The sequence below is a fragment of the Streptomyces sp. NPDC001492 genome (assembly GCF_053597275.1).
Map to the genome: position 1 here is coordinate 371,054 of NZ_JBSFHW010000002.1, position 22,871 is coordinate 393,924.

Genomic DNA, 22,871 nt, shown 5'->3' on the forward strand with positions numbered 1-22,871 from the left:
CCGTCGGCCGGTCGGCGCTCGACCGCCCCGGAAGCCGGCTCGCTGCCTGCCGCGCGCCTCAGGCCGTTCGGCAGCGTGGAACTCGCGAGCGAGGCGCGTCCAAGTCGCCGACACCGGCCCGCCGGGCCAAAGTACCGGAACGCCCCGCCGTTCCAGGCGAACCGGGCATCCCGCTCGCGATGTCGCTCACCGGCGGTAACCGTGGGCGACTGTCCGTATTCGGCGTTGCAGAGGGCCGTCGGCCTCGGCGGACATGAGGGTGTCGGCGAACGTTTTGACCATCGCGCGCAGCAGATCGGGACTCGCCGCGGCGAAGATGGTCTTCCGCGAGAGCGTGCAGGGGCAGACTGTCGGGAGCGGTCATCGTGCTGATCTCCTTCGGGCTTCGACACCTCGAAGATCAGCCGGTGGCCGTTCATCTGTGCGGGCATCATCCCGACGCCGGAGCAAACCCCCGGATCAGGTCGAACCCGTACACCATCTCCGTGGACGCAACCGTGGTCCGTGCTTCGTCCAGGCGGTCCTTCCCGCAACCATGGTCGCGGCCGATCGAGTCGTCGGATGATTCCCTGAGGGCGGAGGGTGCGTATGGACGTTCGGCAGCTGGAGTACTTCCTGGCGATTGTCGACCGCGGTGGGTTCAACCGTGCGGCCTCGGCCCTGTACGTGTCGCAGCCGTCGCTGTCGCAGGCGGTGCGGGCACTGGAGCGTGATCTCGGTTCCGAGCTTTTCCATCGCATCGGACGCAGGGCGGTGCTGACGGAGGCCGGAAGAGCCCTGATCGAACCTGCCCGGGAGGCGGTACGGAGTCTGCAGACGGCGCGGGCGAGCGTCGCGGCGGTGCACGAGCTGCGTGAGGGACGCCTGGACGTGGCATCCGTGCCGTCACAGGCGGTGGAACCGCTGACGAGTCTGGTGAGTACCTTCAGCCACCGGTACCCCGGCGTCTCCGTGGCCATCAAGGCGGCGTTCACCGCACGTGATGTCATCAACATGGTGCGCACGGGTGCCGTGGAACTGGGGCTCTTGGCGTCCACCGGGCCGTTCTCCGACAAGGAGGTCGTCGCCTACGCGCTGGAGCGGCAGCGCTTCGTGCTGATGGTGCCGGCCGACGGCCCGTTCGCCGGTCGGACCGCGGTGGAATGCCGCGAGCTTGCCGGACAGAGGCTGATCGTCGGACAGCCGGGTACCGGGATGCGCGCCTACGTCGACGCGCTGCGGGAACAGGGCATCGAGTTCACCGTCGCCGCCGAGACGGAGCACCGGGTGTCGCTCATGCCGCTGGTGTTGGCCGGGGTGGGGCTCGCGGTGATCATGGATTCCTGGCGGGACCTCGCCCGGCGGCTGGGCGCCCGCGTCCTGGACATCGAGCCGGAGACCAGCTTGGACATCGCTCTCGTCAGCCGCCGCGGCAGCCTGTCGCCGGCAGCCGCCGCGTTCGTCACGGCCGCCACCACAGCCACCGGCAGCTGACCGGCACCACTGGAGCTGATAGGCGTCGCCTATATGGGATATCCGCTTTGCGTCTTGGACGCCCCACGGACCGCCTTGCTGCAATCGACGGCATGACGACGAACCACCGCATTGCCCTGATCCCCGGCGACGGCATCGGCGCCGAGGTACTGCCCCCGGCACAGCAGGTACTCGATGTTCTCGGCCGCCGCCACGACTTCAGCCTGTCCTACACGTCGTACGACTGGTCGTGCGAGCGGTACCTGCGGGAGGGCGCCATGATGCCCACCGACGGGCTCGACCAGCTGCGCGACAAGGACGCGATTCTGCTGGGCGCCGTGGGATACCCGGGAGTGCCCGACCACGTCTCGCTGTGGGGACTGCTGATCCCGATTCGGCGCAGCTTCCGCCAGTACGTCAACCTCCGGCCCATCCGTGTCTTCGAAGGAATCGACAGTCCGGTGCGCGGGGCACGTCCGGGCGAGGTCGACATCGTCGTCGTGCGGGAGAACTCCGAGGGCGAGTACAGCGAGATCGGCGGACGACTGAACCAGGGCACGTCCGAGGAACTGGCCGTCCAGGAAGCGGTGTTCACCCGCGCCGGGGTCACCCGGATCGCCGACTACGCCTTCTCGCTCGCCGCCCGCCGTCGCGGAAGGCTCACCTCCGCCACCAAGTCCAACGGCATCATCCACACCATGCCGTTCTGGGACGAGCTGATCGCCGAACGGGCCGCCGGGCACCCCGACGTCACCTGGGGCCAGGAACACATCGACGCGCTGGCGGCCAAATTCGTCCTCGACCCCGCCCGCTTCGACGTCGTCGTCGCCTCCAACCTCTTCGGCGACATCCTGAGCGACCTCGCGGCCGCGGTCGCCGGATCCATCGGCATCGCCCCGTCGGCCAACCTCAACCCCGAGCGGGACTTTCCCTCGATGTTCGAGCCGGTGCACGGCTCCGCGCCCGACATCGCGGGCCAGGGCATCGCCAACCCGCTGGGCGCGATCTGGTCCGCGGCCCTGATGCTCGACCACCTCGGCCATGGAGCCGCGGCCCAGGACATCACGGATGCGATCGCGGTGCTTCTGGCCAAGAGCGCTACCCGTACCCGTGACCTGGGCGGAACCGCGACCACCGCCGAGTTCACCGACAAGCTGATCGAACTCCTCTGAGCCGTCCCCTTCCGCGGTGCGCGGCGGGGACGACGCCACCCGCCGCTCGCCGGGCACTCCGACGCGCTACGCCTCTTTGCGATCCGCGCCCTACCGGCACCCGTGGCAGGGGTCGTTCGAACGGTGCAGGGCGCTCTGTCGTATCGGCAATGTCGACTGCCCGGCCCCGTGGTGGGGTCCCCGCCTGCTTCCAGGCGGGGTCGGGGGGCCTGATCTTCGTCGACGTTCTTCAGAGCGACGCCGGGTGTGCGCGCCTCTCCTCTCCGACGGCGTGAACTCATCGGCCGGGGGTCATGCGCCAGGAGCAGGCGCCTGGCCCGCGTCCAGGACCAGTACCGCGACATGCAAGGACGTGCGCTGCAGGCCGGATTCCAGGTCGCAGCCGAGGAGACGTTCGATGGTGTGCAGGCGCTGGTAGTACGCCTGCCGGGACATCCCGGCGTGTTTCGCCGCGACCGACTTGTTCCCGGCCGCCGCGAGATAGGCGCGCAGCGCCGGCAGCAGATCGCCGTTGTTGCGGTCGTCGTGCTCGATGAGGCGGGTCAGCTGCCGTTCCGCGTACCGCTGAAGACGCGTGTCCGCCCGCAGGACGCCCAGCAGGTCAGGCAACTGGACGTCGGCAGGCACGTAGAACCACCGCTCCGGGGAGGCCGCGGTGATGGCCTCGGCGGTCTGCTCCGCCTCTTGCCACGACCGTGCGATCCCGCCGAGGTCGGTCACCCCGGGGCCGACGGCGACGACCGCCCGCGGTCCGAGTTCTTCCCGGGTGAGCCGGCCGATCCGCTCGGCGACCGGCTGCCAGGCGCTCGCCTGTGCCAGTGCCATGAGGACGCCGATCCGGCCCGGCGCCGTCTCGCCGACCAGGGCGCGCACGCCCGTGTGCGTCAGCGCCTTCGCGATGCGTTCGTCGAGGTGCTCGTCCTCGGTGCTGGAGCACGGGTGGCGGATGACCACGGCGAAGAGTCGGTGTCCGGAGGTGGGCAGCCCCAGCGCCTCGGTGCGGGCCCGCGCGTCGGCGGGCGAGCGGAAACGCCGTTCGTACAGGTCTCGCAGTACGGTGCGGTGGGCCCGGCGCTCCCACCAGGCCTGCCCCGCAAGGCGCGCCATGGTCAGTGCGACCGCCGCGCTTTCCAGCACGAGGATGTGTTCGGGGTCGGGCTCGGCGTTGAGCCGGCCCTCCAGCAGGACAAGCCGCCCCCAGGGCCCGTGGTGGTCCTGCACCGGTGCGATCAGCCACCCCTCCGGGCCGCTCGGCGTGATCGTCTCCGGTGTCGGTGCGGCTCGTGAGCGCCGCGACCAGGCCGAGACCACCGGTTCGTACGGCCGACCGAGCAGCTCGCACATGAGGACCCGGTGGGTGAGGTCCTCCAGTACCACGGGGGCTCCGGTGAGCTCCGCGGTGGTGTGCACCAGTTCCTCGGGGTCCGCGCCCCGCAGCGTCAGGGCGGTGAAGATGTCCTGGATGTCCCTCCCGCGGCGCAGCAGGGCCCCCTGGGCGTCGAGGATGAGCGCGTGCACCGTCTGCGTGACGTCGACGAACCGGACGCCACGGGCCAGCTCGACCAGCGGCACGTCGCGGGCGCGGCACGCCGCCACCAGCTCGGGGGGCACCTTCTGGTACCGGTAACCGAGTTCCACGATCAGACCGGCCGCGCCGACATCCGCGAGCTGGTCGACGTAGCCGCGCAGTTCGGAGGCGTCCTCGGGATGCGGCATGCCGGTCGTCAGTATCAGCTCGCCGCCCTCCAGGAAGTCGGCGGGGTTGAGGAGCTCGGTGACGTGCACCCAGCGCACCGGGCCGTCCAGCCGTGACTCCCCGGCCAGCACGCGCGGCATCCCTTCGGCGAGCACGGGCAGGAGCAGTACCTCCCTCAGCGTGGGGAAGTGCCCGGTTGCGGTGTGTCTGGGCGGCATAGGGGGTCTTTCTTCTGAAGGAATCCGGCTCACCATGGCACCGGCCATTCATCGTGACAAGAGGCGGCCCGTCATTCGGGCAGTGCGGTCGTCCGCCGTGACAGACCGTCTCGAGAAGGCCCCAAGCCGGAACAGAGTGTGGGTTGACCTGCAGGTTCCGCCGGGCGGAAAGTGAACGCCATCCCCAGCGGGATCCGAACTGCAAAGGTCCGCACGGCATCCGCAGCGTGCCGGGACCCGACTGCCACCCAGACCACACCATCGAGAGGAGCGACCTCATGCGCATCCCGAAGCGCGTCGCCGTGATCGGTGCCGGCAGCATGGGCAGCCAGGCCATGTGGCGACTGGCCGCCCGCGGAGCCGAGGTCATCGGCTACGACCGGTACGCACCGGGTCACGACCGCGGCGCGGCCGGGGGCGAGAGCCGCATCTACCGGGCCGTCCACCTCGGGGAGCCCGCGTACATTCCTCTGCTGCGGCTGGCGGACCGGATGTGGGAGCAGCTCCAGGCGGAGACCGGCCACCCGCTGCGACGCCGCAGCGGCAGCCTGGTGATGGGGGAGGCCTCCTCACCATCCATGAGTCTCCTCCTCTCCACCAGTGCCGCCCAGGGACTGGATCATGAAGTACTGGAGCGTGAGGAACTCGCCCGCCGCTACCCGCAGCACCGGCTCCCGGACGGACACATCGCCGTCCTGGACCGGCTGGGCGCCGTCATCAGGCCGGAGGCGTCCATCCAGGCCGCCGCCGGCCGTGCCGAGCACCTGGGCGCCCGGCTGCACCGCTACACCACGGTGCGCGAGGTCGTCCCCGCGGCGGGCGGCGGGGTGCGGGTCGTCACCGACCAGGGCACGGACCACGTGGACGTCGCCGTGGTGACCGTGGGCCCCTGGATCAACACCCTGCTCCCGGACCTTCCCCAAGCCATCGACGTCCGCCGGGTGGTCTGCTCCTGGCACCTGCCCACCCGTCACGACTGGTTCGCGGGCGGTGCTCCTCCGTTCGTACGCGCCGTACCGCACGACTGCTTCGGAATCCCGTCGCCCGACGGCATCTCCGTCAAGCTCGGTCTCTCCTTCAAGTACCACGCGCCGGTGCCCGAGCCCGAACGGCTCGACCGCACGGTCCGCCCCGAGGAACTCGGCACCTTCCGCGAGCTCATCGATGAACTCATGCCCGACCTGAACCCCGACCCCATCAGGATGTCGGCCTACATGGAGGGCTACACGCAGTCCGGAAACCCGCTCGTCGGTCATCTCCCCGGCGAGGACGACATCATCGTCATGGCCGGGTTCTCCGGCAGCGGCTTCAAGATCTCGCCCGCGATGGGAGAGATCGCCGCGGACCTGGCGCTCGACGGCACCACCCGGCACCCCGTCGCCTTCCTCGCTCCGGCGGGTGTCGGCGCCGCCTGATCGCCGGCGATGGTCCACCGCATCGCCCCCGCACACCGACAAGCCTGTCGCGAGCATGCCAAAAAACAGTCCGTGTCGGCCATGACCGGTTACCCACGCACAAGAGACTGGAGTACGTCCATGCGTCCCATCCCCTCGTTCCAATTCCGCCCGAAGTACGTCTCGTTCGACTGCTACGGCACGTTGATCGAGTGGCCGATGACCCCCATCACACGTGAACTCGTCGGTGACCAGATCCCGGCCGAGCACTGGGACCAGTTCGTCAAGGAGTTCCGTGGCTACCGCTACGACTCGATCCTCGACGCGTTCCGCCCCTACGAGCAGACGCTGCAGGACGCCTTCGAGCGGGTCTGCCGCAAGTGGGGCGTCAAGGCCGCCCCGGACGCCGGCAAGCGGTTGGCCGACGGCGTGCGCAGCTGGGGCCCGCACGCGGATGTGCCGGAACCGCTGAAGAAGATGGGCGAGCACTACAAGCTGGTGATCCTCTCCAACGCCGAGGACTCCTACCTCGCGGAGAGCGTGCCCCGGCTCGGCGCGGACTTCCACGCGGTCTTCACCGCGGAGCAGGCCGGCTACTACAAGCCCCGTTACGCGGCGTTCGAGTACATGCTCGACCAGCTCGACGCGTCCCCCGAGGACTTCGTGCACGTCTCCTCGCACACGCGCTACGACCTGATGCCGATGCACGACCTGGGTTTCCGCAACCTCGTCCTCCTGGACCGCGGCTACGACCCGGTCACCCACGGCTACGAGTACGTGACCGTCAAGTCCCTCGACGAGCTCAACCAGATGCTGGGCATCTGACGCGCCACGCCGTCCCACCTCCCGGACTGACCCGCACGTCGTCCCCCCGCATCACGGGCTCCCCGTATCCCCCGCATCACGGCCCCCCGCGTCCCTCGCATCACCGGCTCCCCGTATCCCCGCGTTCCCCAGGAGGCACCGCCATGGAAATCAACCGGACAGGCCACAGAACCGTACGCCGCACCGCAGGCGCCGTAGCGGCAGCCATGCAGGTCAACAGGCAGTTGAGCATCCCGATCGTCACGACCGCCCTGGCCCTCGCGCTCGCCGCGTGCGGGGCGGGCGCCACCGGGCAGAACGTGGGGGCGAAGAGCACGGCACAGGGCCCAGGATCCGGCCCGTCCGCCGAGCACACCGACGACATCTCGGTCGGTGTGAAGCCCGACCAGAACGCGGTGAAGCTGCTGCCCGCGGCAGTGAAGGCCAAGGGCACGCTCTCGGTGCCCATGGACCTGTCGTACCCGCCCACCACGTTCATGGCATCGGACAACAAGACCCCGATCGGATTCAACCCGGACATCGCCCGGCTGATCGCCGCCAAGCTGGGGCTGAAGCTCCAGATCAACAACGTCAAGTTCGACACCATCATCACCGGACTGCAGGCCAACCGGTACGACTTCACCGCCTCCACCATGGGCGCCACGACGGACCGGCTGAAGGCGCTCGACATGGTCGACTACTTCAAGGCCGGGACGGGAGTGTCCGTCCCCTACGGCAACCCGCAGAAACTGGGCACCCACACGCTGTGCGGGCACCACGTCGGTGTCACCTCCGGCAGCACCCAGGAGCTGCAGTGGCTGCCCCAGCTGTCGAAGCAGGACTGTACGAGCAAGGGCAAGCCGGCCATCAAGGCCGTGACCCTGCCCAGCGTGAACGACGCTCTCACCCAGCTGGTCTCCAAGCGGATCGACGCCGTGATGTACGACTTCGTCGCGCTCGAGTGGGCGGCCGCGCAGCAGCCCAAGACGTTCGACGTCCTCAAGCCCCTGGTGACCACCAAGCCCGTGGCCGTCGCCCTGAAGAAGGACTCCCCGCTGACCCCAGCGGTGCAGGCCGCCCTCCAGTCGATCATCGACAGCCCCAAGTACGCCCAGGCACTGGGCCGCTGGGGGCTCCAGGACCTGGGGATCAAGACCGCGGCCACGGCCGTCCCGCAGGACTGAGACGCCGATGGACGTGATCGAGACCACGACGACCAGGAGCGGACCGGTGCCACCACTACGGGCCGAAGAGAAGAAGCGGATCACGCCGAAGCGTCCGCGCGACTACGTCGCCTGGGCCGTCGCCATCGCGATCGTCGCCGGCCTGGTGTGGACCGCGGTGACGAACGAGAACTATCGCTGGCCCGTGGTGTTCAGCTACTTCACCACGCAGACCATCCTCAACGGCCTGCTGGTCACACTGCTCCTGACCGCGGCGAGCATGGGTCTGGGCACGCTGCTGGGGCTGGTGCTGGCGGTGATGCGCATGTCGCAGCAGCGGCCCGTCTCCGGGCTGGCCCAGCTCTACATCACCTTCTTCCGCGGCACCCCGGTGCTCGTGCAGCTGGTCTTCTGGTTCAACATCGCGGCGCTGTACCCGAACCTCTCGATCGGCATCCCGTTCACCGACATCTCCACACCGGTGAACGTGAACGCGATCATGACGCCGATGACCGCGGCCATCGTGGGCCTGACGCTCAACCAGGCCGCCTACATGTCCGAGATCATCCGCGGCGGGTTCGCCTCGGTCAGCCGCGGACAGCACGAGGCCGCGGAGTCCCTGGGCATGTCGGCCTTCACCAAGCTCCGCCACGTGATCATCCCGCAGACGATGCCGGCGATCATCCCCGCCACCGGCAACCAGGTGATCGGCATGCTCAAGGAGACCTCGCTGGTGAGCGTGCTCGGCGTCGCCGACCTGCTGCAGAGCGCCCAGGCGATCTACGCCCGCACCTACCAGACGATCCCGCTGCTGATCGTGGCCAGCCTCTGGTACCTGATCATGACGCTGGTGCTGAGCGTGCCCCAGTCCATGATCGAGCGCCGTTTCTCCCGCTCCACCCGGGCACGGCTGACCCCGGCCGCCACCTCGGCCGAGCCCGGTGCCGGTCAGCTCGTTCCCACCACGAGGGAGTCCCTGCTGTGAACCCGGACGGAACGATCGTCGCACGCAAGCTGTGCAAGAGTTTTGGACGTCACCAGGTCCTGCGTGACATCGACCTGACCGTCGCGGCCGGGGAGATCTCCTGCATCATCGGACCCAGCGGCTCGGGCAAATCAACCCTCCTCCGGTGCATCAACGGGCTGGAGACCGTCGACCGCGGAGTCCTCAAGGTCAACGGAGAGGACTTCGGCTACGTCGAGAAGGACGACGCCTACCACGCCGTGCGCCCCAAGCGGCTGGCTGAGCAGCGTGCCCGTATAGGCATGGTGTTCCAGCAGTTCAACCTCTTCCCCAACATGACCGCCGAGAGCAACGTCATGTCCGGACCGGTGCTGGTGCAGAAGAAGGACCGCGCCTCCTGCCGGGAGCGGGCACAGGAACTGCTGGCCAGGGTCGGTCTGGAGGGGTGCGGCCACAAGTACCCCGCCCAGCTTTCCGGCGGCCAGCAGCAGCGTGTGGCCATCGCCCGCGCGCTGGCGATGGAACCCACCATCATGCTGTTCGACGAACCCACCAGCGCGTTGGACCCCGAGCGCGTGGGCGAAGTACTCGCCGTCATGCGCGACCTCGCCGGCAACGGAATGACCATGCTGCTCGTCACCCACGAGATGGCCTTCGCCCGCGAGGTCGCCGACGAAGTGCTCTTCATGGACGAAGGCATCGCAGTCGAACGCGGCGACGCACGCGAAGTGCTGGCCAACCCTCGCGAGAAACGAACCCAGGCCTTCCTCGAAAGGGTGCTGTAGAAGCGGCTGGTCACGCGGAGGCGGCCTTGCCGCGGCAAGCGTGGAGAAGCCGCCGGTCGACTGCGGGTGACGCAATGTCCGCCCCTGCCCGTCCGCGTCTTCAACACCTCCAGTTCGACGTCGAACTGACCGTCACCGTCGTCAGCGCACCCCTCATCGCATCGTCCTCCACACCACCGTCGACGGCATCCCCACCCTCTTCGCCCCGCTAAGGACCCGACATGAAGACAATTCCCTACTGGATAGAAACCGCCGGGGCGTTTCCCGACCGATCCGGCAAGCCGCTGACCGAGGACACCGACGTGGTGGTCATCGGCGCCGGCCTGACGGGTCTGTCCACGGCTCTGCACTCCGCACGCAAAGGTGCCCGCGTCACCCTCGTCGAGAAGGGCCAGATCGGCTCCGGAGCCTCCGCCCGCAACGGCGGGATGGCCAACCTGGGCTTCACCGTCGGCGTGGGCCAGGCCATTCGCCGCTACGGACTCGAACGGGCCCGCGAGATCTACAACTCCTACGGCGAGGCCGTGGACACCGTCGAACGGCTCGTGAACGAGGAGTCCATCGACTGCCAGTTCCGCCGCGTCGGCCGCCTGGGCGTCGCCTCCCGCCCCGCCCACTTCGAGAGCAAGAAGGCCCAACAGCGAGCCCTGGCCAAGCACTTCGGACACGAGACCACTCTGATCGGCAAGGCCGAGCTGCGTTCCGAGATCGGATCCGACACGTACCACGGCGGTCTGCTCGACCCGCTCAGCGCGGCTTTGCACGTCGGTCGATTCGTGCGCGGCATGGCCGAGGCGTGCGAGCGCACCGGTGTCGAGATCCACGAACGCAACGCGGCCATCGGCGTACGGCGTACCGCCGCCGGACGGTTCGAGGTCAGCACCGAGCGCGGCGTGATCCGCGCCGGGCAGGTCATGATGGCCACCGACGCCTACACCGACCGGAACTTCCCCTGGCTGCGCCGCCAGCAGGTCTGCGTGGGCAGTTTCATCATCGTCACCGAGCCGCTCGGCGAGGAACTCGCCCGGGACATCATCCCCAAGGCCCGCCTCATCGTCGACTCCAACAAGGTCTGCCACTACTTCCGGCTCACCCCGGACAACCGGCTGCTGTTCGGCGGCCGCGCCCGCTTCGCGCCGTCCGACCCCACCTCGGACAAGAAGAGCGGGGCCGTCCTGTTCCGTGAGATGTGCGGGATCTTCCCCCAGCTCTCCCGCACGAAGATCGAGTACGTGTGGGGCGGCTCCGTCGGCTTCGCCATGGACCGCATCGTGCACGCCGGGCAGACCGAGGACGGCGTCTACTACTCCATGGGATACGCCGGCCACGGCGTGCAGATGGCCACCCACATGGGGCAGGTCATGGCCGAGGTGATGGACGGCCACCCCGAGGTCAGCCCCGTCCGCGACATCGCCCCGCCTCGCATCCCCCTCTACAACGGCACCGCCTGGTTCCTGCCCTTCGCGGGCGCCTACTACAAGACGCTCGACCGCATCCGCTGACCGGTCGGCAGCCTCTCTACACCTACAAGGAGATCCCACGATGTCTGTCGTCCGTGATGTGCCCAAGCAGCTGTTCATCGGCGGAGATTGGCAGGACGCGGAGTCCGGCCGGACCCTGTCCGTCGACAACCCGGCCACTGGCGAGGAACTGTGCCAGGTCGCCGACGCCAAACCCGGCGACGGCCGACGTGCCGTCGAGGCGGCGGTCGCCGCGCAGGCCGCCTGGGCCGCCACCCCGCCGCGCGTGCGCAGCGAGATCCTGCGCCGCGCCTACGACCTCATCATCGCGCGCACCGAGGAGCTCGCGTTGCTGATGACCTTGGAGATGGGCAAGCCGCTGGCCGAAGCGCGTGCCGAGGTCGCCTACGGCGCCGAGTTCTTCCGCTGGTTCTCCGAGGAAGCCGTGCGTATCGACGGCGGCATGATGACCGCCCCCGACGGCAGGAACCGACTGCTGGTCACCCGTCAGCCCGTCGGACCCTGTCTGCTCATCACTCCGTGGAACTTCCCCCTGGCCATGGGCACCCGCAAGATCGGCCCCGCCATTGCCGCCGGCTGCACCATCGTCCTCAAACCCGCACCCCAGACGCCCCTGACCAGCCTTGTCCTGGCGCAGATCCTCACCGAGGCGGGACTGCCTGCCGGTGTGCTGAACGTCGTCACCACCTCCGACGCAGCCGGCGTCGTCGAACCATTGCTGCGCGGCGGGCAGATCCGCAAGCTGTCCTTCACCGGCTCCACCCAGGTCGGCCGGATCCTACTGGCCCAGTGCGCCGACACGGTCATCCGCACCTCCATGGAACTGGGCGGCAACGCCCCGCTCCTCGTCTTCGACGACGCCGACCTCGACGTAGCCGTCGAAGGCACCATGGTCGCCAAGATGCGCAACATGGGCGAGTCCTGCTGCGCAGCCAACCGCATCTTCGTCCACACCTCCGTCGCCGAGGAGTTCGCCTCCCGCCTCGCCACCCGCATGGCCGCCCTCACCGTCGGGCCCGGCACCGAACCCGGCACCGATGTCGGCCCCCTCATCGACGTCGTCGGCCGCAGCAAGGCACACGACCTGGTGCGGGACGCGGTCAAGCGCGGTGCCACCGTCCTGACCGGCGGCGAACTCCCCGAGGGCCCCGGCTGCTTCTATCCGCCCACCGTCCTCACCGGTATAGCCCCCGACTCCGCGATCATCGACTCCGAGATCTTCGGCCCGGTCGCCGCGATCCGTAGCTTCGAGACCGAGGACGAGGCCGTCGCCGCCGCCAACGACACCGAATTCGGCCTGGCCGCCTACCTGTTCACACAGAACCTCGACCGTGCCCTGCGGGTCGCCGAACGCCTCGAAAGCGGCATGATCGGCATCAACACCGGACTGGTCTCCAACCCCGCCGCGCCCTTCGGCGGCGTCAAGCAGTCCGGCCTGGGCCGCGAAGGCGGACGCGTCGGCATCGACGAGTTCCTGGAGTACAAGTACCTGGCCGTCCCCGTCGGAGCCTGACATGCGCGACCGACTCGTCGTCCTCTACCGCGGCAACCGGCCCCCCGCCACCGCACTCATCGAACGCCTCGCGGACACCGTCTACGCCACCGAGGAGGAGCTGCCCTACCTCCTGCCCGGCGCCGACGTCCTCCTGGCCTGGGTGAACATCACCCCGGCCATCCGCGAGGCATGGCCCGACGATCCGCACAAGGCGCCCCGCTGGGTGCACGCGTCCTCCGCAGGCGTGGACTCCTTCCTCTTCCCCGCCCTGGTGGACGATCCGCAGGTCGTCCTGACCAACGCCCGCGGGGTCTACGAGCAGCCGACCGCCGAGTACGTCCTGGGCCTGATCCTCTCCCTCGCCAAGGACTTCCCCGGCACATGGGAGCACCAGCGGCGCCGCGAGTGGCGTCCGCGCCCCAGCGACAGCATCACCGGACGCACCGTGCTGGTCTGGGGAACGGGGCCGATCGGCCGGGCCATCGCCAGGCTGTTGCGCGCCGTCGGGATGCGGGTGAGCGGAGCCGGCCGCGCGCCCCGCACGGACGACCCCGACTTCGGCACGGTCCACGATGCGGCGACCCTGCGCTCCGCCCTGACGGAAGCGGACTACGTCGTCCTGGCCGCTCCCCTCACCCAGGGCACCCGGGGAATGGTCGACGCCCCCGTGCTGGCGGCCATGAAGCCGGGGGCCCGGCTGATCAATGTAGGCCGGGGCGGACTAGTCGACGAAGAGGCGCTGGTCGACCACCTCGCCGCCGGACGGCTCGCCGGCGCAGCCCTGGACGTGTTCGCCCAGGAACCCCTGCCGGCCGAATCACCTCTGTGGAACCTGCCCGGCGTGATGATCTCCCCGCACACGGCGGGCGAGACCACAGACGAGCGCGAGGCGCTCATCGAGGTGTTCCTCGACAACTTCGCCCGCCACCTCGAAGGCCGGCCGCTGCGCAACGTGGTGGACAAGCGACGCGGATACGTGGTCGACGACACGCGCTCCGCCTGAAGACGAGTTGCACGCGCACCGGCCGGTGACTCCTACCGGCCGGTGCGTGCGATTCGCCTTTCCCGCAAAATGGCCTTGCGGACGCGGAATATGGCCCTGTTTTCCGGCTCCGACCCCGTCGGTCTCCAGCTCGTCCAGGAAGCCTTCCACCATGATTGGCGCGACAGTTCAGCTTCCTCGACCCAAGACGGGGGACGCTGTGCACATTGATGGAGCTGTCGACACGCCAACCCATGGAAGACTCGCTCATCCTCCGCTGCCGCGGCCGCCACTGCTTCGCGGATTCCGCGACCGTCCGCTGACCGAGTTCCCGGCGCGCCTCTGCAACAGACCGTGCCGTCGTCTTTTCTCCACGACGGAGTTCCATGACACGCCCACTCCGCTGCCCACCCGGGCGAACCTGCTGACGCCTGCTTCAGCGGCCTTGGCTGAGCGGGTGGTTGAACCCCTGGGCGGAGATGAGGGTGGCCGCTTCCGCGAGCTCGGTGGCGAAGCGCTCCACGGCCTCGTAGGGGAAGCGGTGGCTGGGCCCGCTGAGCGAGAGCGAGGCGATGACCTTGCCGGAGCGGCTGACCACCGGGACGGCAACCGCGGTCAGGCCCTCGTCCCACTCGCTGCTGCTGACCGCGTAGCCGCGGTGCGCCGCCTCCTCTGCCCAGGCGTGCAGCCGGTCGGCGTGCGTGTCGCCGTGAGGAGATGACGCGGCGATGCGCCGCAGCAGGCTCTGGGAGGCGTCGCGCAGCAGGACCTTGGACGAGGCTCCGGCCCACAGCGGCTGCTCGTCGCCGACGTCGACGACGTGGCGCAGCGGGTGCGGGCTCTCCTCGTGGGCAACGCAGATGCGGCTGACATCGCGGGCGACGAAGATGTTGACCGTCTCGCCCAGCCGGTCGGCGAGGTCGCGCATGACCTTGCGGGTCTCGCGCGGTACCTCCCACTGGCTTCGGGCAAGGTAGGCCCAGCGCCACAGTCCGGGGCCCGCGGTGTAGCCGAGTGGGTGCGACCAGAGCAGGCCGCTCTCCTCCAGGGTCTGGATCAGGCGCAGGGCGGTCGTCTTGGCCAGCCCGGTCGCCTCGGTGATCTCGCGCAGGGTGATGACGGGACGTTCCTCGCTGAGCAGTTCGAGGATGTCCAGGGCGCGCCGTACGCTGCGGACGCCACTCGCCCCATTGCGCTCTCTGCCCGCCTCGGCCTGTCCGTCCCTGTCGTCCACGCGGATCCCTCCCCGGTTTGTTCGTCGTCGCACGGCACCTGTCGTGTCCGTGGCTGCGCTGAACTCTGACGCTAGTCCACCAGGCGGACCATTGGAACCGCAATGGCTGAGAAATCTCGGCGTAACCCTTGTAGCCGGAAGGCTCGCATCATATGTTTCCGCTACTTGGTTCAGTCGGTCCACGCAATGGACCTCGTTCTTGAGGGTCGCCGTCTCGCACCGCTGTGGCGATGGCCCGGTTGCCGCTGACGGCCCGCTCCACACCCACCGAGCGTCCGCCGTCACCAGGCGTCTGTCCCCACCGCAGCCATCCGTGTCCCCGTCCCCGGCGGCATCGCGCACCGCTCGCGCGCCCCGCCGGGGCGGGGAGTCGCAGCATCCAAGGGAGTATGTGAGATGAGCAGTGCGCAGCAGTCGGCCGCGCCCGGCGGAGCCGGAGGCTCCGGTGTCGCGAAGAGAGCAGCGATCGCGAGCTTCATGGGAGCTGTCGTCGACTGGTACGACTTCTTCCTTTACGGCATCGTCGCGGGCCTCCTCTTCCCCGACCTGTTCTTCCCCGGTTCCTCCCCGGCCGTGGGCACCCTGGCGGCCTGGGCCACCTTCGGCGTCGGCTTCCTCTTCCGTCCGCTGGGCGGCATCGTCTTCGGCCACTTCGGAGACCGGCTCGGCCGCAAGCGGATGCTGGTCCTCACCATGCTGATCATGGGTACGGCCAGCACCCTGATCGGCGTCCTGCCCACCTACGCGCAGGCCGGGGTCTGGGCGCCCGCGCTGCTCGTGCTGCTGCGCGCCACGCAGGGCTTCGCGGTCGGCGGCGAGTGGGGCGGCGCCGCGCTCATGGCGGTGGAGAACGCGCCCCGCAAGTGGCGCTCCCTCTACAGCAGCGGAGTCCAGGTCGGCGCGTCCGTCGGCCTGCTGCTCGCCACCCTGATCACCAAGGTCATGTCGGGCACTGTCCCGGACGCCGCCTTCCGCTCTTGGGGCTGGCGGGTGCCCTTCCTGGTCAGTGCCGCCCTGGTGATCGTCGGACTGATCGTCCGGGCGAGGGTCGAGGAGTCCGAGGTCTTCATCCGCCAGGTCGCGGCGAAGGCCGAGGACGCGCGGCCCCGCGTGCCCCTGATCGCCGCGGTGAAGTCCAACCCCAAGGGGTTCTTCGCGATCATCGGGCTGCGTCTCGTGGAACTGTTCACCTTCTACGGCGTGACTACCTTCGGTCTCGCCTACGGCACCGGCGAACTCGGCCTGAACCGGGACAGTCTGCTCAACGTCAACCTGGCCGTCGGCGGTCTGGCCGTCCTCACCATCCCGGCCTTCGCCTACCTCGCCGACCGTTTCGGCCGCCGCCGGGTGTACTGCTGGGGCGCGCTGATCGGCGCGGTGAGCGTGCTGCCGTACTTCTGGGCGATGGAGTCCGGCTCGATCGTGCTGATCATCCCCTGCGCGGTCCTGCTCGTGAACGGCGCGCACGACATGGCCGTGTCCGTCCAGCAGTCCCTGTTCACCGACATGTTCGGCCCCGAGTACCGCTACAGCGGCGCCGGCGTCGGCTACCAGCTCGCCAGCGCGATCGGGGGCGGTTTCACCCCGCTCATCGCCGCCTCTCTGGTCATCTGGGCGGGTGGCAGCTGGACGCTGGTCGCCGCCTACATGGCGCTGGGCTGCGCGGTCTCCTTCCTCGTCGCGCTGCGCATGCGGGGCGACGACGTGACGGCCGGTGCGCCGGACGGCGTACGGGACCACGCGGCGGCGGACGCGACCGCCTGACCGTCGAAGGTGCCCCCAACTCTTGTTGGGGGCACCTTTCGCGCCGTACGCTGACCGCACAGTGGAATTTATGAACCGTCTAGTGGACCGCTTGGAGTTCTGGTGAAAGCAGCTGTCCTCACCGCACCGGGCCGGATGGAGATCGTCTACGACCAGCCGGAGCCCCACTGCGGGCCGTACGACGTCGTCGTGGACATGGACGGTGTCGGGCTGTGCGGTACCGACCTCGCCGTCTTCCACGGCAGGCGGCGGCCGCCCGCGATGCCATGGGTCATGGGCCACGAGGGCTTCGGCAGGATCGCCGCCGTGGGCACCGAGGTGCGGGACCGTCAGGTGGGCCAGAGCGTGGTCATCGAACCCAACTACGCCTGTCTGAAGTGCGCCGACTGCCTCACCGGCCTGACCTCGGCCTGCCCGCACCGGGCCATCGTCGGACTGAACACCCCGGGCGTCCTCGCCGAACGCGTGGCCCTGCCCGCGCACTTCTCCCACCCCGTCCCCGACGGTCTGACCGGCGCCGACCTCGCCGCGACCGAGCCGTACACGGTGGCACGGGCCGCCGTACGGCGCAGCGGCGTCACGGCAGCGGACCGCTGCCTGGTCGTCGGCGCCGGCGCCCAGGGGCTGCTGGTCTGCCTGATCCTGTCCCGCCTGGGCATCGAGCCGGTCGTCACCGAACCGCATCCGCAACGGCTCGCCCGCGCCGAGCGGTTGGGCGCGACACCCGACGACGGCCGCACCGGGTTCACCTATGTCTTCGAGACCTCCGGCCACGGACCCGCGCTGGGCTCGGCCGTGGAGCGCGCCGCCCCCGGTGCCACCGTTGTCCTGATCGGCCTCAATGCCCAGCAGCTGCCGCTGACCACCGACGACGTGGTCCGCCGGCAGCTGGCGATCCGGGGGTCGATGATCTACGACCACCCCGGCGACTTCACCACCGCGATCGCCGAGCTGTCCGTGGCCCGCCCCGGAGCCGTCGTCGAGGCGTGCTTCCCTCTCGACGAGGCCCAGCAGGCGTTCGCCGGCGCCGCCGAACGCGCCGGGAAGACGTGGATCACGATCGGGGGCGACCATGATGCGTAAGTCCATCGCGACCGTCTGCCTGAGCGGTTCGCTGACCGAGAAGCTGACCGCGGCCGCCCGCGCGGGCTTCGACGGCGTCGAGATCTTCGAGAACGACCTGCTGGCGAGCCCGCTCAGCCCCGAGGAGGTCCGCGCCCGCACCGCGGACCTGGGACTGGGTATCGACCTCTACCAGCCGATGCGGGACGTGGAGGCCGTTCCCGAGGAGGACTTCGTACGGAACCTGCGCCGCGCGGAGCGCAAGTTCGACGTGATGCGCAGGCTCGGGACCGAATCGCTCCTGGTGTGCTCCAACGTCTCCCCGCGTGCTCTGGACGACGACACCCTGGCGGCCGAGCAGCTTGGCCGACTGGCCGATCTGGCCCAGGAGTTCGGCGTCCGGGTCGCCTACGAGGCGCTCGCCTGGGGACGGCACGTCAGCACGTACGACCACGCCTGGCGCATCGTCGAACAGGCGGACCACCCCTCGCTCGGTGTCTGCCTGGACAGCTTCCACATCCTCTCCCGCTGCTCGGAACCGAAGGATCTCGAAGGCGTCGAGGACATCCCCGGCGAGAAGATCTTCTTCCTCCAGCTCGCCGACGCCCCGCTGATGGCCATGGACGTTTTGCAGTGGAGCCGCCACTACCGCTGCTTCCCCGGTCAGGGCGGCCTCGACGTGACCTCCCTCGTCCGCCATGTCGTGAACGCCGGGTACCGCGGCCCGCTCTCGCTGGAGGTCTTCAACGACGTGTTCCGCCAGGCGGACGCGGGCAGCACCGCCGTCGACGCGCTGCGCTCGCTGATCGCCCTGGAGGAGAGCGCGGGCATTGCCCCCCTCCCCGCCCCCGTCGTCCCGTCCGGCGTCGCCTTCGCCGAACTGTCCACCGCCGACCCGCAACCGGTGACCGAACTGCTGGCCGGGCTGGGCTTCCGACGGACCGGACGGCACACCGGAAAGCCGGTGGAGCTGTGGGAACAGGGCGACGCCCGCATCCTCCTGAACCACGGCACCAGTGCCCCCCACTCTCGGCTTCGCTCGAGCGGGGGCACCCCCATCGACGGCACGGCGCTGGCCGCCATCGGCCTTGAGACCCCCGACCCCCGCTCCGCCGCCGACCGCGCCGAGTCCCTGCTCGCCCCGGTGCTGCCCCGCCGCCGCGGCGAAGCGGACATCTCCCTGGACGCCGTCGCCGCCCCCGACGGAACCGAACTGTTCTTCTGCGCCACCCGGCGTCCCGAACACCCCGACTGGACAAGCCATTTCACTCCCACCGTCGGCTCGGCGGACGGCATCGTCACCCGCGTCGATCACGTGGCCCTGACCCAGCCCTGGCACCACTTCGACGAGGCAGTCCTCTTCCACCGCACCGTCCTCGGGCTGCGCCCGCACGAGAGCGTCGACCTCGCCGACCCCTACGGCCTCTTCCGCAGCCGCGCCCTGTCCGACGAGACCGGCGCCTTCCGTCTCGTCCTCAATTTGGCCCCCAGCCCGGCGGCGGAGACGCGGACCAGGGCCCAGCACATCGCCCTCGCCACCGACGACATCACCTCCGCCGTACGCCGCATCCGGGCCGCCGGAGCGGAACTGCTGGCGATCTCCGCCAACTACTACGACGATCTCGATGCCCGCTACGTGTTCGCCCCCGGTGAGCTGGACATGTACCGGGAACTCGGCATCCTCTACGACCGCGACGAACACGGAGGCGAGTTCCGGCACTGCTACACGGCCACCGTGGGCCGCGTCTTCTTCGAGATCGTCCAGCGCACCGGCGGGTACCGCGGTTACGGCGCCGCCAACGCCCCCGTACGTCTGGCTGCACAGCGCCGATGACCGTGGCCTGCTGGGACACCTCCCTCATACGATCCGCAGCAGGCATGAACGCGATCCGAGACGTACGACCGACGACCTGAGAGTCGCGCTGCGTGCGGTTCGGGCGGCGAGCAGATCCTTGCTGCACGTGGGTCAGCCGTGAAGGTGCGGCTGCCGGCCTGGGGACGCCCACCTCCGGTCTCATCGAATACGACGGCACAGCGCTTGCCGTCGGCCGTGCCCACGGCCGGGAGCGCAGGACGCGGGCCCGCGAGGTCCGGATGGCCTTCCAGGACCCCTACACCTCCCTCGACCCGCAGCTCCTCCAGCAGGTCCGCCTCGACCAGCGTCACCGCGCCGGGACCGGCCAACCGCCGATCGCCGCAGACCAGTACGCCGGGATCGGCCAGACTGCGCCCCGCCTCTCCCAACCCCTCCGTCAGCCGGCCTCCCCTGGAGGGCTCGATCGCCGTCACCGGTTCGCTGGTGCAGTGGATGCGCGACCAGATGGGTCTGATCTCCACCGCCGCCGAGATCGTTCGTAGCGTTGCGGAACCCGAAGGCGGCGCGGGCGACGAGCTTGATCACGCGGTGGATGCCCTCGCCTTTGACGTTGCTGTGTCCGGTGTCGATGAACGCGGCGATCTCGGGAGTCGTGCCAAGCACCATGAACAAGGACCACGGTGTCCGCGTTACTGACTTCAGCTCCTCGGGGTGAGTCTTCACGAAGTCCCTGATGGGTATGGGCGGGTGGCTGTACCTCGTGGTGTGTGAGGTATGCGGACGGGGGCGGCCTGACTCCTGCGGGACGTCGGCGCCGGGAGACGGTACGGATGCAGGCGGCCGAGCTGTTCGAGCAGAAGGTCAAGCCGCCGGAAGTCGCACGACGGCTGCGGGTGAGCGTGAAGTCGGCCCACCAGTGGCACCAGTTGTGGCGGGAGGGCGGTGCACAGGCTCTGGCCTCCCGCGGCCCGAACGGGTCGCGGTGCCGCCTGCGACGTCCGCGAGCGACGGGAACAACAGCTCCTTCAACCAGAGCAGTGCCTCTTCCACGGCCCCGAACTGTCAGCCCAATCGTCCTGCCCACGGATTGTTTTCGGGCGACTTCGCGTACGGCTCGAAGGAGCCTGACCGTCACTCACAGTGGCCGCGCCACAGAAGTTGAGCCAGAGCCCCGCTGTGTTCGAACTGTTCACGAGCGCCGGCAGCGCCGGTTGCCGGCGCTCAGTGACGGTAGGCGGCTGTCGCGATCTCGATGAAGGACCGGATCAGAGGGTTGGCGTCACCTTCGTTCCACACCGCCACCACGCGGCTCGGCACCATGTCGATCAGCGGTACGACCGCCAACTCCGCGGGCAGGTCGTGCCCGAGTGGGGCCAGGCCGACCGTGCTGTTCCACAGCACGGCGTGCAGGCATTCCTGGACGGCGCGCACCACCGGGCCCTCGCGTGGCGTGCCGCCGTTCCAGTACGACTGCCAGAGGGGGTCGGTGCCCTGCGGGAACTGGAACCAGCGGCGGTCGCTCAGCTCGGCCAGCCGCAGCCGGTCGTGGCGAGCCAGCGGATCGTCGGCGCGCAGGACCACGCCGACCGGATCGGTTCGCAGCGTACGCACCGTCAGGGCGGTCTCGTCGAACGGCGCTCGGGTCAGGGCGACGTCGACCAGTCCGGCGCGCAGCCCGCACGTCGGGTCGGTCAGATCGGTGTCGCGGATGCGGATGTCGATGCCGGGGTGGGTACGGCGGTAGGCGGCGGCCAGCCTGGCCACTCCCGGGTCGGTGCCGTCGCCCAGGATGCCGACGGTGATGGCCGCGGCGCCGGCTGCCGCGCTCACGCGTGCACGGACGCGGTCGGCGTGGTCGAGCAGGGCCCGCGCCTCGTCGAGCAGCACCGTGCCCACCGGAGTGAGCGTGACGCCGGTGGGTGAGCGGGCGAACAGCAGGGCCCCGGCATCGGCCTCCAACTGCTTGATCGCCCGGCTCAGCGGCGGCTGACTCATGTGCAGGCGGGTAGCAGCCCGGCCGAAGTGGAGTTCCTCGGCGACGGTCACGAAATAGCGCAAGGTCCGTAGCTCCACACTGCAACGATACCCACGAGGTATCGGCGCTACGGGATGGGTCTTGGACACTGGCAGGCCTCCGGCGGTGCACTGGTGAGCATGACCGAAGAAGCAGCGGCCAACGCGCCGCAGGCCGACCCCGCCGTTTCGGTGGTGGGTCCCGGCGACGGCGAGACGATCGTTCTGGGCACCACGCGCATGCGCGTCCTGGAGGACGGCAGCCACACCGGGCACCGCCTCGCGATCGCCGAGTCCGTCCTCGCCCCGCACACCCAGGGACCGCCCCAGCACCGCCACGCCCGGCACGACGAGGGCTTCTACATCCTCTCCGGCACCGTGCGGTTCACCGTCGGGCACGAGAACTACGACGCCGCCGCGGGCACGCTCGTGATGGTCCCGCCCGGTACCCCGCACACCTTCGCCAACCTGACCGACCAACCCGCCGTCATGCTCAGCACCTTCACCCCCGACCTGTACGTGCAGTACTTCCGAGACCTCCAGGAGGTCTTCGCCGGCGGTCGGCCGCCGACGCCACAGGCCAACATCGACGCGATGAGCCGCTACGCGACCGAACCTGCCGCCGACCTCGCCTGAAGCAGTCGACGATTTGTGTGAACCGCTGACCCATGAACGGGAACCATGAACATCGCCTACTGGATCGTCGCGGGACTGCTCGCCGTCTTCTACGTCTACGCGGGCACACTGAAGGTGATCCACAGCCCCGATCAGCTCCGACCGATGATGGCCTGGGTCGACCGCCTACCCTTGCCCGCCCTCAGGGCACTGGGGACGGTCGAAATCCTCGGCGCGGCCGGCTTGATCCTGCCACCGCTGACGGGCATCGCGCCCCCGCTGGCGCCAGCCGCGGCCAGCGGCTTCGTCCTCCTCCAGGCCGGTGCGATCGCCGTCCACCTGACCGGCGAAGACCGCCGGATCGCACTCAACGTCGGCCTCGCCACCACCGCGGCGGTGACCATCTGGCTGGCCACCAGGCTGTGACGGAGTACAGCCCTCGACCGAGGGAAGCACCTGCAGGGACAGCCGCCACACGGCCGCTGCCATTTCTCCCGAACATCGAACACGGCGCCGTCCACGCGCTGCTCGGTGCGGCGTACGTCTGCTGTCGCAACTCGTGAACAAAGCCAGAGAACCGGTAGCCCTTGCCGCGCGGCAGGTCGTCCAGAGGCCGTGCGCGCCGGGCCTCGTATCTGAGGAGTGCCAGAGCGGGTTTGAGGCTCTCGCGCGGACTGATGTTGATACGGTCCTTCGTCGCGGCGAGCGTGCTCCACAACTTCATGGCCGCGGCGGCCCGTTCGGCCTCCTTCTCCGAGAGT

Annotated in this window: 19 protein-coding genes and 2 pseudogenes; 17 read left to right on the forward strand and 4 right to left on the reverse strand. The window is 69.5% G+C overall.

The window, feature by feature from the left end; translation table 11 throughout:
- Nucleotides 1–161: 161 nt before the first annotated feature.
- Nucleotides 162–364, reverse strand: a pseudogene (locus ACWC1K_RS03940) (IS256 family transposase); the annotation flags it as partial.
- A 224-nt stretch (nucleotides 365–588) separates the two neighbouring features.
- Here ACWC1K_RS03940 and ACWC1K_RS03945 point away from each other — a divergent pair.
- Nucleotides 589–1,473, forward strand: a complete 885-nt coding sequence (locus tag ACWC1K_RS03945) for a LysR family transcriptional regulator (RefSeq protein ID WP_450828646.1) — start codon at nucleotides 589–591, stop codon at nucleotides 1,471–1,473.
- 92 nt (nucleotides 1,474–1,565) lie between these two features.
- Nucleotides 1,566–2,624, forward strand: a complete 1,059-nt coding sequence (locus ACWC1K_RS03950; protein ID WP_450828647.1) for a tartrate dehydrogenase — start codon at nucleotides 1,566–1,568, stop codon at nucleotides 2,622–2,624.
- A 291-nt stretch (nucleotides 2,625–2,915) separates the two neighbouring features.
- Here ACWC1K_RS03950 and ACWC1K_RS03955 read toward each other — a convergent pair whose 3' ends face one another.
- Entirely contained in the window at nucleotides 2,916–4,538 is a 1,623-nt protein-coding gene (locus tag ACWC1K_RS03955) for a PucR family transcriptional regulator (protein ID WP_450828648.1), read from the reverse strand.
- Between the two features lie 278 nt (nucleotides 4,539–4,816).
- Between ACWC1K_RS03955 and solA the strand changes: the two genes are divergently transcribed.
- The 8 genes from solA (at nucleotide 4,817) to ACWC1K_RS03995 (ending at nucleotide 13,627) form a co-directional block, all read left to right on the forward strand.
- On the forward strand, nucleotides 4,817–5,953 hold the full coding sequence (gene solA, locus ACWC1K_RS03960; RefSeq protein ID WP_450828649.1) for an N-methyl-L-tryptophan oxidase: 1,137 nt from the start codon (nucleotides 4,817–4,819) through the stop codon (nucleotides 5,951–5,953).
- 120 nt (nucleotides 5,954–6,073) lie between these two features.
- Nucleotides 6,074–6,757: a haloacid dehalogenase type II gene (locus tag ACWC1K_RS03965; RefSeq protein ID WP_450828650.1), complete on the forward strand. Its 684-nt coding sequence runs from the start codon at nucleotides 6,074–6,076 to the stop codon at nucleotides 6,755–6,757.
- Nucleotides 6,758–6,900: 143 nt separating this feature from the next.
- Nucleotides 6,901–7,920 carry an ABC transporter substrate-binding protein gene (locus ACWC1K_RS03970; protein ID WP_450828651.1) on the forward strand — a complete coding sequence of 340 codons (1,020 nt, stop codon included), beginning with the start codon at nucleotides 6,901–6,903 and terminating at the stop codon, nucleotides 7,918–7,920.
- A gap of 7 nt (nucleotides 7,921–7,927) precedes the next feature.
- On the forward strand, nucleotides 7,928–8,884 hold the full coding sequence (locus tag ACWC1K_RS03975) for an amino acid ABC transporter permease (RefSeq protein ID WP_450828652.1): 957 nt from the start codon (nucleotides 7,928–7,930) through the stop codon (nucleotides 8,882–8,884).
- Complete coding sequence (locus tag ACWC1K_RS03980; protein WP_450697525.1) at nucleotides 8,881–9,648, forward strand: amino acid ABC transporter ATP-binding protein; 768 nt, start codon at nucleotides 8,881–8,883, stop codon at nucleotides 9,646–9,648. Before ACWC1K_RS03975 ends, ACWC1K_RS03980 begins: the two co-directional genes overlap by 4 nt.
- Nucleotides 9,649–9,869: 221 nt before the next feature.
- Complete coding sequence (locus ACWC1K_RS03985) at nucleotides 9,870–11,150, forward strand: NAD(P)/FAD-dependent oxidoreductase (RefSeq protein WP_450828653.1); 1,281 nt, start codon at nucleotides 9,870–9,872, stop codon at nucleotides 11,148–11,150.
- Nucleotides 11,151–11,190: 40 nt separating this feature from the next.
- Nucleotides 11,191–12,642 (forward strand): NAD-dependent succinate-semialdehyde dehydrogenase, encoded by a 1,452-nt coding sequence (locus ACWC1K_RS03990; protein WP_450828654.1) that lies wholly within the window; start codon nucleotides 11,191–11,193, stop codon nucleotides 12,640–12,642.
- Nucleotide 12,643: 1 nt separating this feature from the next.
- On the forward strand, nucleotides 12,644–13,627 hold the full coding sequence (locus ACWC1K_RS03995; protein WP_450828655.1) for a D-2-hydroxyacid dehydrogenase: 984 nt from the start codon (nucleotides 12,644–12,646) through the stop codon (nucleotides 13,625–13,627).
- 415 nt (nucleotides 13,628–14,042) lie between these two features.
- On the opposite strand, the gene ACWC1K_RS04000 is transcribed toward ACWC1K_RS03995, so the two are convergent.
- Entirely contained in the window at nucleotides 14,043–14,840 is a 798-nt protein-coding gene (locus tag ACWC1K_RS04000; RefSeq protein WP_450828656.1) for an IclR family transcriptional regulator, read from the reverse strand.
- 396 nt (nucleotides 14,841–15,236) lie between these two features.
- Between ACWC1K_RS04000 and shiA the strand changes: the two genes are divergently transcribed.
- The 5 genes and pseudogenes from shiA to ACWC1K_RS04025 all read left to right on the forward strand — a co-directional run.
- A complete protein-coding gene (gene shiA, locus ACWC1K_RS04005; RefSeq protein ID WP_450828657.1) occupies nucleotides 15,237–16,604 on the forward strand; it encodes a shikimate transporter in 1,368 nt (455 codons plus the stop codon).
- A gap of 102 nt (nucleotides 16,605–16,706) precedes the next feature.
- Complete coding sequence (locus ACWC1K_RS04010; RefSeq protein WP_450828658.1) at nucleotides 16,707–17,687, forward strand: zinc-dependent alcohol dehydrogenase; 981 nt, start codon at nucleotides 16,707–16,709, stop codon at nucleotides 17,685–17,687.
- Nucleotides 17,680–19,500: a bifunctional sugar phosphate isomerase/epimerase/4-hydroxyphenylpyruvate dioxygenase family protein gene (locus ACWC1K_RS04015; RefSeq protein ID WP_450828715.1), complete on the forward strand. Its 1,821-nt coding sequence runs from the start codon at nucleotides 17,680–17,682 to the stop codon at nucleotides 19,498–19,500. Before ACWC1K_RS04010 ends, ACWC1K_RS04015 begins: the two co-directional genes overlap by 8 nt.
- Before the next feature lie 474 nt (nucleotides 19,501–19,974).
- Complete coding sequence (locus ACWC1K_RS04020) at nucleotides 19,975–20,178, forward strand: hypothetical protein (protein ID WP_450828716.1); 204 nt, start codon at nucleotides 19,975–19,977, stop codon at nucleotides 20,176–20,178.
- Nucleotides 20,179–20,249: 71 nt separating this feature from the next.
- Nucleotides 20,250–20,474: pseudogene (locus tag ACWC1K_RS04025) on the forward strand (helix-turn-helix domain-containing protein); the annotation flags it as partial.
- A gap of 229 nt (nucleotides 20,475–20,703) precedes the next feature.
- On the opposite strand, the gene ACWC1K_RS04030 reads toward ACWC1K_RS04025, so the two are convergent.
- Complete coding sequence (locus ACWC1K_RS04030; RefSeq protein WP_450828659.1) at nucleotides 20,704–21,555, reverse strand: LysR family transcriptional regulator; 852 nt, start codon at nucleotides 21,553–21,555, stop codon at nucleotides 20,704–20,706.
- 81 nt (nucleotides 21,556–21,636) lie between these two features.
- On the opposite strand from ACWC1K_RS04030, the gene ACWC1K_RS04035 reads away from it, so the two are divergent.
- Together ACWC1K_RS04035 and ACWC1K_RS04040 are read left to right on the forward strand one after the other, a co-directional pair.
- A complete protein-coding gene (locus ACWC1K_RS04035) occupies nucleotides 21,637–22,131 on the forward strand; it encodes a cupin domain-containing protein (protein WP_450828660.1) in 495 nt (164 codons plus the stop codon).
- Nucleotides 22,132–22,176: 45 nt separating this feature from the next.
- Nucleotides 22,177–22,536 carry a DoxX family protein gene (locus tag ACWC1K_RS04040; RefSeq protein WP_450828661.1) on the forward strand — a complete coding sequence of 120 codons (360 nt, stop codon included), beginning with the start codon at nucleotides 22,177–22,179 and terminating at the stop codon, nucleotides 22,534–22,536.
- Nucleotides 22,537–22,871 lie beyond the last annotated feature (335 nt).